Here is a 12,398-nt window from a genome sequence, read left to right on the forward strand (position 1 = left end):
GTTGTGCTAACCATCCAGAAAGGATTACCTAAATTATTGATAGACTTATCGGCCGGTGCTATTCAAATAGCTTTTGGGTTGTTGCTGCTTTCTTTCTATCACCCGTTTTTCGTATTCTTCAGTTTAGTGCTGGTGGGTAATCTTGTTTTAATATTCTACTTCACTGGCCCTAAAGGCTTACAGTCATCAATAAAAGAATCAAAATATAAATACAAAGTTGTGTATTGGCTTGAAGAATTGGCAAGAACGATCAATTCCTTTAAGTTATCAGGTAACACGCCTCTACCAATAAGAAAAACAGATTATAACGTAAATAACTACCTAAGAAATAGAAAAGCACATTTTGGTGTACTTATCAGTCAGTACGCATTCATACTACTTTTTAAAGCCCTTGTTACTGGCGGTTTACTTATCATTGGCACTATCCTGGTCATACAAAGGGAAATTACCCTTGGTCAATTTGTTGCATCAGAAGTGATTATCATCTTAACGCTGAGCTCCGTAGAGAAAATTATCATGTACATGGATGTTGTGTATGACATGCTTACTGCTGTTGATAAAATATCGCAGGTTACAGATCTTCCATTGGAAAAGAGTGGTGGTCTGGATATCCCTACTAACAAAGGAAAAGGGTTTAATATTCGAATAAAGCAGTTAAAGTACAAATTTCCAGATTCGAATAAATATGCCTTACAGAATGTAAATTTGAATATTCAAAGTGGTGAGCGCGTTTGTATCTCTGGTGGAGGGGGTTCCGGTAAAACTGTTTTAACAAATACCATCGCTGGCCTTAATATGAATTATGAGGGTATAATTACTATGGATGGGTACTCGTTGAGAGATTTAGATGTGACTAATATGCGAGATAAAATTGGCAAAAATGTCAGTCAGGAAGATATTTTTGAAGGAACCATCATTGAGAACATCTTACTTTCTAAACCGCATGCTAAGTCTGAAGACGCACTTTGGGCAATAAATAAAGTGGGAATTGACGATGCGATTCATAATATGCCCGAAGGGTTAGACACGCCAATGCTAAGTGGTGGAAAAGGACTTTCCAACGGGTTGGTGAATAAAATTATTCTTGCTCGATGTTTGGCAAAACATCCCGGGTTGTTGATTTTGAATGATTTCTTTAATGACTTTTTAAAACGAGAACGTCTTGAACTGATAAATATGCTTGCAAGTGACGACAACCCTTGGACACTCATTGTAGTGTCTAATGATCCGGTTATTATGGCCGCTTGTGACCGTGTTATTCTTATGGAAGAAGGAACAATAAAAACAGAAGGCCCTTTTGAGGACCTGGTTAAATCTGATGAATTAAGCAAAATCATTAATTAACACCATGAACTTAAAAGAAGAGCTTACTGATAATCAGTTATATACACTAAAAATACTGAGAACACCTAGCGCTGGCCGAACATTAGCGCGCTGGCTAATGGGTTTATCTGGTGTATTTTTCATTATGCTTTTTGTACCCTGGCAGCAGAACATAAGAGGTACAGGAAAAATAACAGCATTTACCCCTGGCAACAGGCCTCAAACTATAGAGTCTGCTATACCAGGCAGAATTGCCAGTTGGCATATTCGTGAAGGCCAATATGTGAATAAGGGCGATACCATTGTTACATTAAGCGAAATAAAAGACAAATTCTTTGACCCGAATCTATTGACGCGTTTATCGGAACAGGTAAAGGCCAAAGAGAATAGTATTGAATCGAAAAAATCAAAAACAGAGGCTCTTAGAATGCAGATTAGAGCGCTAAGAAATGGGTTAGATGTAAAATATAAACAAGCACAAAACAAGTTAAAACAAACAGAACTGAAGCTCGTAAGCGATAGTGTAGATTATGAAGCCGAGCAAATTCGATTCAGAAACTTTGAAAGTCAGTATGCCAGGAACAAAACCTTATTCGAAGCTGGCAACATAGCCTTAACAAAGTATCAGGATATTGAATCGAAATATCAGGAATCTAAAATGAAGGTGGTTTCTTCTGAAAACAAATTTTTACAAACCAAAGCAGAACTCATTAATGCTCAGATAAACCTGGCCGGTGTTCAGGCAGAGTATCAGGATAAAATCAGTAAGTCCGAATCTGAGTTGAATGCAACATTGGCGAGTTTATATGATTCTGAAGCCGATTTAGCCAAAACTCGAAATGAGTTTGCGAATATGGAAATTAGAAATGACCAGTATCAATTAATTGCTCCTCAGTCAGGCTATGTCGTAAAGGCCATAAAAGCAGGTATTGGGCAAACTATAAAAGAAGGCGAAGCCGTTGTTACCATAATGCCCGAAAACCCGGATATGGCCGTGGAAATGTATGTGAAGGCCATGGATGTACCGCTGTTGTCGAAGGGCAGAAAGGTTAGAGTGGAGTTTGATGGCTGGCCTGCCCTACAGGTATCGGGCTGGCCGAGTGTATCGGTAGGTACTTTTGGTGGCGAGGTGAAAGTAATAGACTATGTGAATAGTAGGGCTGGTGAATTTAGAATATTGGTTACACCAGATCCGGATGATGAGCCGTGGCCATCTTTATTGAGGGTAGGTTCTGGAACCAAAGGCTGGGTTATGCTGGATGATGTGCCTATTTGGTACGAAATCTGGCGAAACCTGAATGGTTTCCCTCCAAGTTTGTATGAAGAGCCGTTAGATCTGGATTCTCAAAAAGCAAAAGAAGAAGCTGAAAAGAAAGATAAAAAATGAGGGTTTTAGTTTTATTGCTTTTCATTAGCTTCAGGCTCAGCGTCTTTGGCCAGTCAGATACCACCGTAGTACTTACTTTTGATGAGTACTACAGCCTGGTTATTAACAACCACCCCATTGTTAAACAATCCGAGTTGTTAACCGCTGACGCGGCTATGGAATTACGACTGGCACGAGGTTCATTTGATCCTAAATTAGAAGGAAACTGGAATTTCAAGGAATTCAAGGATTCTGACTATTATAATAAACTGGATGTGTCTTTAAAAATACCTACCTGGTTTCCTATCAATCCTGTAGTAGGTGTTGAAAGAAATCTTGGAGATAATCTCAACCCGGAAAATTTTATTTCAGAAACCACCGATTATCAACAAGTATATGCAGGTGTTTCTGTACCAATAGGACAAGGCTTATTTATAGATCAGCGCAGGGCAACTATCAGGCAGGCACAACTTCTTCAGGAAATGGCCGAAGCCGAGCAGATTAAGGCCATCAACAAAATTTTGTTAACTGCAACCAAAGATTATTGGGAGTGGTATTTTGCTTACAACAACTACGAATTACTACAGCGAAGTATTGTATTAGCGCAAGATATCTTTGATCGAACAAAGATGGCACATGACTTTGGCGAGGCCTCCCCAATTGATACAGTACAAGCCAAAATTAATTTGCTTAACCGCATAACGGCCATGCAACAAGCCAATGTAGATAGAATAAAGGCTGGTCTGAATTTGGCCAACCATTTATGGACTGCCAATGGCGCTCCATTGGAATTAGAGCTTAATGTTATTCCTGAACAGCCTATGGTTAATATGCTTTCAGCTACGCTGCTTTCAGAATTGCTGAGCCTGGCATTAGAAAACCATCCAGAACTAAGAAAATTAGATCTTAAAAATCAATCGTTGATGGTAGATAGACGATTGGCGCGTGAAAACATCAAGCCCAAACTAAACTTAAACTATTACCTGTTAGATCAGCCTTTTGATTATGAAGGAAACAGCAACGATATAATTTTTGATGAAAACTATAAAGTAGGTGTGGAGTTTGCTTTTCCGATTTTTTTAAGGAAAGAAAGAGCCAAATTAAGCCAGACAAATATCAAATTAGAACAAAATAGTTTTCAGCTTGATTTTACTGAAAGGCAGGTAATGAACGATATTAACGCCCAGTATAATGAAGCAGTAACAACTGCCAGCATTTTGCAGCAACAGCAGGAGATGGTGAATAATTATGAATTGTTGTTAACCGCAGAACGCCTCAATCTGGAAAATGGCGAAAGCGATTTATTTAAGCTCAATGTGCAAATGGACAAACTCATAGAGTCACAGTCTAAATTGCTAAAGCTTAAATCAAACTACCAAAAAGATGTGGCAACACTTTATTGGGCGGCTGGTGTGAGCAATTTAGGTAGAAATTAATTATTATTTAGCCATTTCATAAGCCTCCTCTAGCCAGTCCCTTAGCTCGCTATCAATGTTTTTTATTTCAGTGAGCTGAACCCTATGCGTGCACATTGTTCCGAAAGGGCCCGAATTTTCCAGACGTTTTGTTAATTCCTTGCCCGGTAATTTTAATCCTAAATCTATTCTGGTTTTGGTAGCAGGTTTAATTAAGGCAAATTGCCTTTTTCTGATAATGCTTACACTTCCTTTCTTGGGCGTGACTGTCACATCTTTGCCAAAGCTGGTAACTACTTTTAAAAGCTCTTCATAAATAGGCATTAGAGTTTCTTTGCCTTCATATTGGTTAGCTACTAAATCTTCATTTGTGCTATTATCTTCTTTAGACAATAGCACGATAGTATTGGCAAAACCATGAGTTACACCATGCTCTTTTTTAAGAAAATTCACAGCTTCTGAGTGTTTTTCAAATGATTTTGATTTGAGAAGTTTCTTCCATTCCTCCAGCGACTTGCCCGTTTTTTCTGGCATATTGTCGATCATTGTTTTCAGCGCAGGTTCCATTTTCAAAATGTTTATTTCTTTAGGATTTAAATAAAGATAATAAATTCATGCAAATGAGTTTGGTGCATTGAGTTTGCCAAACCTTGCTATCAATAAATGTGAAAACGAATTCGTTGAACCGAATTTTGAATAGTACTATCTCACCTTAGCCCTGCGCACTATCGTATTAAATAAAGCAGGGAAGAATCGTTTTAGATACACGCCATAAACTTCTTTGCCTCCAATATTTACTTCGGCTTTGTTTTTTTCAATTGCTCGAATCATTTTTCTGGCAAATACATTTGCAGGCATTCCATTGGCTTGAGCATCATCCATTTTATTTAGATTTGTGCCATCTTCCGTCAATGCATTAACAGATACATTGGTTTTAACAAATCCCGGACAAACCATCGTAATCCGAATATTATCATGATAAACCTCGGCTCTTAAGGCATCAAAAAAACCATGTAGCGCATGTTTAGAAGCTGCATAACCTGAGCGATAGGGCGTACCAAATTTACCTACAAGGCTTGTAACAACAGCAATATGGCCACCGTCTTGCTTTTTAAAATGGGGCAGTAAATATTTGGTGAGGGCAATGGTTCCAAAGTAATTTATCTCCATTAACTTTCTATCTACTTCCAACGAAGTGTTTGCAGCTAAAGATCGTTGGCTTATCCCGCCATTGTTAATGAGTATATGAATAGAACCATACAAACTGACGGCATCAGACACTTTGGTTTTGAGAGTTTCTGCATCACTCAGATCTAAGAATAAAATCTTCACATTTTCTGGAGCGGCACAGGATGATTTAACTCGCTCTAACTCACTTTCCCTTCTTGCTGAAATAATGAGTTTACATCCTTTTTCTGAAAGTGCATAGGCAAGTGCTTCTCCAATTCCGGAAGATGCCCCAGTAAGCCAGACAACTTTATTTTTTAAATTCATTTAGCAGGAGCCATTTCAAAATCAGCAGTGCGCGGCATTCTTTTTAGAAGATCAACCACTTCTTGTGGGGGATGACCAAGCTTTCTCTTCTCTAAATCCAGCCATGCCCCATCAATATTTAAAACAGCAGCTTTAATACCATCAGGTCTGAAAATCTCATGGTAAAACGACCAGCGGGTGCCATCCTCGCGCATTTTAGATAATGCCACAGTGAGGGTGATATTTCCTTGCATGCCTATTTCTCTGAGAAAAATAGTTTCCTCCCTAAAAAGAATAGGCCCAATCTTTAATTCTTCCATTAGTTTAACGCTGATGCCCGCCTCTTCAAAAATCTTCAAACGCATGTGTGCGGCATAATCATTGTAGGCCGAGTGGCGCATGTGCCTGTTCGGATCCAGATCAGACCATTGAACTTCAAATTCCTTTTTAAGTGGCTTATCTGTCATTTTTTTCTCTCGTAAGTTACAAAGTCAAATTCATGTTTGTGTTTTTCATCAATCGGATGATTTTTTCTCTCAACTTCCACCCATTCCGATTTATCAAATTCTGGAAAGTAAGCATCTCCATCAAATGATTCTTTTATTTCAGACAGATACATGGCATCAGCAATAGTAAGACCTAATTTGTAGATTTCGCCACCTCCAATGATAAAAGCTTCTTGCTCACCATTTTTATTGGCTATCGCTATCGCCTCTTCCAAGGAATTTACCACAGTGGCGCCTTCAATGGTTAGTTCTTTTTGCCGTGTTACCACAATGTTTGTTCTGTTAGGTAGAGGACTAAATTTTGGTGGTAATGACTCAAAGTTCTTACGGCCCATGATCACATGGTGGCCGGTTGTTTTTTGCATGAAGAACTTCATATCATCTGGCAATCGCCAAACAAGGTCATTGTCCTTACCTATTACTCTATTCTCGGCCACAGCCGCTATCATTGATATTTTCATTTTCAACTTTTAACCTTAACTGAATTAGCGGTGTTTAAATTGCTATTCCAGAATTGCTGACAATCCCAGAGGGATTAATCATTAATAAAAAATAAAATTAACTAATTATAACCCTGATAGGGTTGAACCCATCACGGTAAATATTTTTCATCAAATTCAACTTCATGTGATATTAACATATTCTTATATTCTTCCAAAAAAGAGGATTCAGCATGATGTTTTTCCTGATTCATTACATAATTAACTAACCTTTCCTTGGCTTTGATTGAATAGGTGAATGCTCCATAACCCTCTTGCCAACCCTTAAAATTTGGAAATAGTCTTTCCTCTTTAATAAATGCCGTGCTTGCAAGCTTTATATCTTTAACCAGACTTGAAATAGAAACTGTTGGATGCAAATGGGTTAATATATGGATGTGGTCTTCAACACCATTTATTCGATACAAATGACATTTCTTATTTTCTAATAACCTTGAAATATATTTAAACAATTTCTCTCTGTTTAATTTAGATAGAGTTCGCTCTCGACCTTTCGTGCTAAATACAATTTGATATAAAATCTGTGTGTACGTGCTCATTGGTTAAACCCTTTCAGGGTTGCTATAATATTTAACTTTCTATTTATGTTGAATCCCTTTGGGATTCGCTCTTTCAATTCTTTGGTTACACTTTGATTGCCATTCACAATATGGATTGGAAATAATTACTATTAATTTACCTAATATCAATCCCAGAGGGATTAAATGTGAATAAAATTAAAAATCTAAAAAATTGAAACCCTAAAGGGGTTGAACCCATCATGGATACTTTCTATGAAATTGGATTCTATTCTCATTTAATCCTTTCAAGATGAGATGGTATTTTGCTTTATTCCTTTAGAATTATAATTTATTTCCCCTTAAAAACTCTTCAACCTCCATACGCTTTTTGCCTTCTAGTTGTAACTCTTTCACATCAATAAAGCCGTTATTAGTAGCGAAGTGTAGATAAGATTTTCCATCGGTACTATACTCTCCTGCATTTTTGCTGTGAGGTTTAACCACTGGTTTAGTGATGTATATCTTAAGATTTTTACCATTTAGGGTTGTCCAGGCAGCAGGGTAGGGCGAAAGGCCTCTGATAAAATCATAAACGCGTTGGGTAGGCTGATTCCAGTTGATTTCGCATGTCTCTCTGAAAATTTTAGGTGCATGTTTTATTTCAACGCTTTCATCTTGCTCTATTTGGGGATAATCTTCTGCCTGAATGGCCTTTACTGTTTTTAAAACAAGTTGTGCACCTTTTTGCATCAACCTACCATATAAATCCCCAACAGTATCATCTTCGTTTATAGGCTCTTTTTCCTGGAAAATGATTTGACCTGTATCAATTTCATGCTTTAGAAAAAAAGTAGTCACACCTGTTTCTTTTTCACCATTGATGATTGCCCAATTAATAGGTGCGGCACCGCGATATTGTGGAAGGAGGGAAGCATGTAGATTAAATGTGCCAATCTCGGGCATATCCCAAACCACTTCTGGCAACATTCTGAATGCTACCACAATTTGTAAATTAGCATTGTAGATTCTTAGCTCTTCTATAAAATCAGGGCTTTTCAGGTTGGTAGGCTGCAATACAGGTATATTATATTTTACTGCACTATCTTTTACTGGAGAAGTTGCCAGCTGTTGTCCTCTGCCTTTGGGTTTGTCAGGAGCTGTAATAACAGCCACAACATTAAACCCATTTTCTACTAATATTTCTAAGCTGGGAACTGCAAAGTCTGGCGTTCCCATATATATAATTCTTAAATCCTGCATTTTTGAAAAAGTTGCTACAAAGCTAGGAAAGCACTATTCAAAATCTTTGTATAGTAAGTACTTCTTTCGCATCTTCTTATAAGTGGCTAGTTTACCAGCCCAGGTGGCCTTAATATCTCGCTCGCTCAACCCGTCTTTAATCTGTTGCATGGTGGTAGTGTTGCCAATGAGTTTATTGAAATAGTCTTTAAAAAACTTGTCTTTTTCATCAGACATCGCATAAAATTCCAATAGGTATTTGAGTGTAAACTGGGGTTTAAAATTAATGTAAGAAAGATCATACCCATAACATTTTTTACCTTCTAAAGGTGGGTTAACAGACATTCCTGGTATCGACTGAGGCGTAAATGTATATTTTAATTCAGCGAATTCTGGATGACCAATAATTGTAAAAGGTTGTTGTGTTCCTCTACCAACACTTACTACTGTACCTTCAAATAAAGCCAATGATGGATAAAGCTTGATAGCCTGATCATTAGGTAAATTTGGAGATGGCTTAACTGGTAAAGAGTAAGTGGTAGCGTGTGTGTAGTTCTTTACCGGAATTACGGTGAGCTCACATTTACCTATGCTTAACCAACCTTCGCCATTAATCATGGTAGCTAATTCACCTACTGTAAGGCCATGCACTACAGGAATGGGATGCACACCAATATACGATTTCATTTTTGGGTCTAATATAGGACCATCTACGTACATGCCATTTGGGTTCGGTCGATCCAGAACTATGAATTTAGTGCCTGTTTTAGCGCACGCCTCCATAGCATAATGCATTGCTGTGATATACGTGTAGAACCTCACTCCAACATCCTGGATATCAAAAATAAGTACATCTACATCATTAATGAGCTTCTCAGGAATGAACTTATTATCACCATATATGGATATAATCTGGATGCCTGTTTTTTCGTCTTTGGAGTCTTTTATGTCCACTCCATCTGATTTATCACCTCTGAAGCCATGCTCTGGCGCCAATACTTTTGTAATTGTAACCCCGTTTTCTAGCAGTAAATCCACTAGGTGCGTGTCACCCACCAATGAAGAATGATTTGCTAAAAGCGCAACTTTCTTTTCGCTAAGCAAGGGTAAGTATAAATCAGTTTGGGCGGCTGCTACTATAATTCCTTCAGAATCAGTGTTTTTTTGCTGCCCGATACATGAAATATTGGTAAGTAATAGGATAAATAAGACGATGGGTTTTTGCATTTATTTACATTTGTCGAAAGTTAAAAATAAAGAAATCGTTTGAACCTGTCCTATTTCATAGCCCGAAGAATCACTCAGAACAAAGACAAAACATTTTCTTCTACTGTGCATAAAATTGCTGTAGTCAGTATTTCCGTAGGCCTGGCCACAATGATTGTCTCTTTTCTGATACTCAAGGGCTTTCAAAATACTGTTACAGATAAAATATACAGTTTTAGTTCGCACCTGCAGGTTACTAAATATACATTAGACAATTCGTTTGAAGAATATCCAATTTCTATAAATACACCGCTGTACAATAACCCAGAGCTTTTCCCATATATCGATCATGTGCAGGAATTCAGCCATAAGGCAGGTCTGATAAAAACCGATGATGCTGTTACGGGGATGGTGATTAAAGGTGTGAGTGAACGTTTCGATCGGGAGCGGTTTCAACCAAATCTAAAAAAGGGACGTTTTATCAATTTTAGCGACTCCGGTTACTCCAAAGAAATAATCATCAGCCAAAATACGGCTGACAAGCTGGATATTAACCTTGGAGATGATATAATCATTCACTTTTTCCAGAACCCACCCAGATATAGAAAACTGGATGTAGTTGGTATCTATGAAACCAATCTATCAGAATATTATGACGATAAATTTATGATAGGAGATATTCGATTGATAAAAAAACTCAACGATTGGCCAGATAGTATTGCAGGAGGGCTGGAAGTATTTGTTAAAAATCCTGACCAGATTGATTATGTGGAGGAAGCCTTAAACGAAGCAGTGCCGCTTGATTTATGGGTACAAAAGGTGAGCGATAAATACGTTCAGATATTTGAGTGGTTGCATTTGATCAGCCGTCAGGTAAATATATTTTTAGGTATTATCCTTTTTGTTGTATGTGTTAACATGATTTCCATTATTCTCATTTTAATAATGGAGCGTACTCAGATGATTGGCCTGCTAAAGGCGCTAGGTGGTACAAATGCACTCATTCGTAGTATATTTAGTCTTAATGGCATTCAATTGGTTGCCAAAGGATTATTGCTAGGAAATGTACTAGGCATAGGTATTTGTTTTATTCAATATTACCTCAAGATTATTACCCTTAACCCAAGGGATTACTACATGAGTTATGTTCCAATAGGTTGGAATTGGGAAATTGTTGTAGCGCTTAACGTGCTAACGCTTTTGGTTGTAACTGCTATAATTATTATACCTACCATTCTCATATCCAGAATAAGACCAATAAAGAGCATAAAGTTCGATTAATATTGGCGTATCCTCTTTTCGTTGCTTAACTTATGTCTGATAAACTATTGATTAAAAATGGAACCAGTAAAAGAATATACCAATGGAGAAGTAACCATTGTGTGGAAACCAAAAACGTGCATACATTCTGAAAAATGCTGGCGCGGATTGCCCGAAGTTTTCAAACCAAAAGAGAAACCCTGGATTGATGCTGAAGGCGCTTCAACAAATAGAATAATGGATCAGGTAAAAAAATGTCCTTCCGGAGCATTAAGTTATTACTTGAATAATGAAGAAAATAATAAAGAAATGAGCAATATAGAAGTAACAGTTTTAGAAAATGGACCATTAATGGTGAGTGGTGGATGTGAAATCACATATAAAGATGGATCTAAAGAAGTGAAAGAAAAGGCTGCTTTTTGCAGATGTGGACACTCAGCAAATAAACCGTTTTGCGATGGTTCTCATAAAAATGAAGGCTTTCAGGGTTAACATAAATTAACTGAAATTTCTTTAATCATTTGAAGAAAACCTTCTTCTCCGAACTTCCTTAAGAAGATTGTTAATTGTTTGGAATCATAATCAGTCATCACAAAATGATTGATAAAGTAGTTTATTTTATCCTCCGTTTTTTCAATCCTACTCAATTCATCCTTATTGTTTGTAAGAATGTATTCTATCTTGGATTTATAACCTTTTTCACCCACTGTTCCTAAGTCTAATAATTCACCTAATTCTACCATCATCGCTCATTCATACATTTGGTAATTCAATTGTAAGCAATAAACCACACCGAATAAATTGGGAAAGTCATGTGTTTTGGCTAAATAATTAGTGGTTTTCAATCAATTTTATAGGTGTTTTTACCTAATTATAAAATTGAAAATCAGCGTTTTAAGTAGGAATAAAGCAATTTGTGATGATCAGCGTGATATCGTAGAAAAAAAATTAAATATTTTTTTATTATGAGGCAGTTGTAGGAATATATTTTTTGAAAAGACTGTCAATTTTCATCCGAATTACACCAAAAAAAGCTTCTTTAAAAATGGAGCCTGACATCTTTGATTTGCCGCGTGTACGATCAGTAAAAACAATAGGCACTTCACTTAATTTGAAACCAAACTTGAGGGCAGTAAATTTCATTTCAATCTGGAAGGCATATCCAATAAATCGAATGTTATCGAGGTCGATGGCCTCCAAAACCTTTCTTCTGAAACAAACAAAACCAGCGGTGGTATCATTTATGGGCATTCCAGTAATAAATCGAACATAAATACTGGCAAAGTAAGACATAATTACTCTACCCATAGGCCAATTGACCACATTTACACCAGAGATATATCTCGAACCTATTGCCAGATCATTGCCATTTTTAGCACAAGAATCGTAAAGCCTGATTAAATCTTTGGGGTTGTGAGAAAAGTCGGCATCCATTTCAAAAATAAAATCGTAGCCTTTTTCAATGGCGAACTTAAATCCTGTAATATAGGCTGTGCCTAACCCTAATTTGCCCGAACGCTCAATCAGGTGAAGTGTAGTTTCACCCAAATTAGTTTGTTGCAGTTCCTTAACAATATTACCTGTACCATCAGGTGAACCATCATCCACTA

The 12,398-nt window shown here is 37.2% G+C and carries 14 protein-coding genes; 5 read left to right on the forward strand and 9 right to left on the reverse strand.

Annotated features, from left to right (window positions below):
• The 3 genes from RLO81_RS03285 to RLO81_RS03295 form a co-directional block, all read left to right on the forward strand.
• Window positions 1–1,344 (forward strand): peptidase domain-containing ABC transporter (locus RLO81_RS03285; protein ID WP_350107188.1); only part of this gene is annotated, 1,344 nt, incomplete at its 5' end.
• 4 nt (window positions 1,345–1,348) lie between these two features.
• On the forward strand, window positions 1,349–2,710 hold the full coding sequence (locus tag RLO81_RS03290) for an HlyD family secretion protein (RefSeq protein WP_350107190.1): 1,362 nt from the start codon (window positions 1,349–1,351) through the stop codon (window positions 2,708–2,710).
• A complete protein-coding gene (locus RLO81_RS03295; RefSeq protein ID WP_350107191.1) occupies window positions 2,707–4,125 on the forward strand; it encodes a TolC family protein in 1,419 nt (472 codons plus the stop codon). The genes RLO81_RS03290 and RLO81_RS03295 overlap by 4 nt, the downstream gene beginning before the upstream one ends.
• A 3-nt stretch (window positions 4,126–4,128) precedes the next feature.
• On the opposite strand, the gene RLO81_RS03300 is transcribed toward RLO81_RS03295, so the two are convergent.
• The 7 genes from RLO81_RS03300 to RLO81_RS03330 form a co-directional block, all read right to left on the reverse strand.
• Complete coding sequence (locus RLO81_RS03300; protein WP_350107193.1) at window positions 4,129–4,671, reverse strand: DUF4287 domain-containing protein; 543 nt, start codon at window positions 4,669–4,671, stop codon at window positions 4,129–4,131.
• A 135-nt stretch (window positions 4,672–4,806) separates the two neighbouring features.
• Complete coding sequence (locus RLO81_RS03305; RefSeq protein ID WP_350107194.1) at window positions 4,807–5,598, reverse strand: SDR family oxidoreductase; 792 nt, start codon at window positions 5,596–5,598, stop codon at window positions 4,807–4,809.
• Window positions 5,595–6,044, reverse strand: coding sequence for an acyl-CoA thioesterase (locus RLO81_RS03310; RefSeq protein ID WP_350107197.1), 450 nt, complete (start codon window positions 6,042–6,044; stop codon window positions 5,595–5,597). The genes RLO81_RS03305 and RLO81_RS03310 overlap by 4 nt, the downstream gene beginning before the upstream one ends.
• Window positions 6,041–6,544, reverse strand: coding sequence for a dihydrofolate reductase (locus RLO81_RS03315; protein ID WP_350107200.1), 504 nt, complete (start codon window positions 6,542–6,544; stop codon window positions 6,041–6,043). The genes RLO81_RS03310 and RLO81_RS03315 overlap by 4 nt, the downstream gene beginning before the upstream one ends.
• 131 nt (window positions 6,545–6,675) lie before the next feature.
• Window positions 6,676–7,122, reverse strand: a complete 447-nt coding sequence (gene tnpA / locus RLO81_RS03320) for an IS200/IS605 family transposase (RefSeq protein ID WP_350107203.1) — start codon at window positions 7,120–7,122, stop codon at window positions 6,676–6,678.
• A gap of 303 nt (window positions 7,123–7,425) precedes the next feature.
• On the reverse strand, window positions 7,426–8,343 hold the full coding sequence (gene fmt / locus RLO81_RS03325) for a methionyl-tRNA formyltransferase (RefSeq protein ID WP_350107206.1): 918 nt from the start codon (window positions 8,341–8,343) through the stop codon (window positions 7,426–7,428).
• Between the two features lie 33 nt (window positions 8,344–8,376).
• Entirely contained in the window at window positions 8,377–9,549 is a 1,173-nt protein-coding gene (locus RLO81_RS03330) for an exo-beta-N-acetylmuramidase NamZ family protein (protein WP_350107209.1), read from the reverse strand.
• Window positions 9,550–9,588: 39 nt separating this feature from the next.
• Here RLO81_RS03330 and RLO81_RS03335 point away from each other — a divergent pair, with 39 nt between their 5' ends.
• Entirely contained in the window at window positions 9,589–10,809 is a 1,221-nt protein-coding gene (locus RLO81_RS03335; protein WP_350107212.1) for an ABC transporter permease, read from the forward strand.
• Window positions 10,810–10,866: 57 nt separating this feature from the next.
• Window positions 10,867–11,280, forward strand: a complete 414-nt coding sequence (locus RLO81_RS03340) for a (4Fe-4S)-binding protein (protein WP_350107215.1) — start codon at window positions 10,867–10,869, stop codon at window positions 11,278–11,280.
• Here RLO81_RS03340 and RLO81_RS03345 read toward each other — a convergent pair.
• Both RLO81_RS03345 and RLO81_RS03350 read right to left on the reverse strand, forming a co-directional pair.
• Window positions 11,277–11,534: a hypothetical protein gene (locus RLO81_RS03345; RefSeq protein ID WP_350107218.1), complete on the reverse strand. Its 258-nt coding sequence runs from the start codon at window positions 11,532–11,534 to the stop codon at window positions 11,277–11,279. The two genes, RLO81_RS03340 and RLO81_RS03345, sit on opposite strands and share 4 nt — an antisense overlap.
• A 217-nt stretch (window positions 11,535–11,751) precedes the next feature.
• On the reverse strand, window positions 11,752–12,398 hold a 647-nt coding region (locus RLO81_RS03350), incomplete at its 5' end, for a polyprenol monophosphomannose synthase (RefSeq protein ID WP_350107221.1).

The sequence above is a fragment of the Fulvivirga sp. genome (assembly GCF_040220315.1).
In the GTDB taxonomy this organism is placed as follows: Bacteria; Bacteroidota; Bacteroidia; order Cytophagales; family Cyclobacteriaceae; genus Fulvivirga.

Excerpts from the sequence above, each read along its gene's own strand:
- RLO81_RS03305 (WP_350107194.1), bottom strand. The coding sequence starts at position 5,598 with ATGAATTTAAAAAATAAAGTTGTCTGGCTTACTGGGGCATCTTCCGGA.
- RLO81_RS03310 (WP_350107197.1), bottom strand. The coding sequence starts at position 6,044 with ATGACAGATAAGCCACTTAAAAAGGAATTTGAAGTTCAATGGTCTGAT.
- RLO81_RS03315 (WP_350107200.1), bottom strand. The coding sequence starts at position 6,544 with ATGAAAATATCAATGATAGCGGCTGTGGCCGAGAATAGAGTAATAGGT.
- fmt (WP_350107206.1), bottom strand. The coding sequence starts at position 8,343 with ATGCAGGATTTAAGAATTATATATATGGGAACGCCAGACTTTGCAGTT.
- RLO81_RS03330 (WP_350107209.1), bottom strand. The coding sequence starts at position 9,549 with ATGCAAAAACCCATCGTCTTATTTATCCTATTACTTACCAATATTTCA.
- tnpA (WP_350107203.1), bottom strand. The coding sequence starts at position 7,122 with ATGAGCACGTACACACAGATTTTATATCAAATTGTATTTAGCACGAAA.
- RLO81_RS03345 (WP_350107218.1), bottom strand. The coding sequence starts at position 11,534 with ATGATGGTAGAATTAGGTGAATTATTAGACTTAGGAACAGTGGGTGAA.
- RLO81_RS03290 (WP_350107190.1), top strand. The coding sequence starts at position 1,349 with ATGAACTTAAAAGAAGAGCTTACTGATAATCAGTTATATACACTAAAA.
- RLO81_RS03300 (WP_350107193.1), bottom strand. The coding sequence starts at position 4,671 with ATGGAACCTGCGCTGAAAACAATGATCGACAATATGCCAGAAAAAACG.
- RLO81_RS03340 (WP_350107215.1), top strand. The coding sequence starts at position 10,867 with ATGGAACCAGTAAAAGAATATACCAATGGAGAAGTAACCATTGTGTGG.
- RLO81_RS03295 (WP_350107191.1), top strand. The coding sequence starts at position 2,707 with ATGAGGGTTTTAGTTTTATTGCTTTTCATTAGCTTCAGGCTCAGCGTC.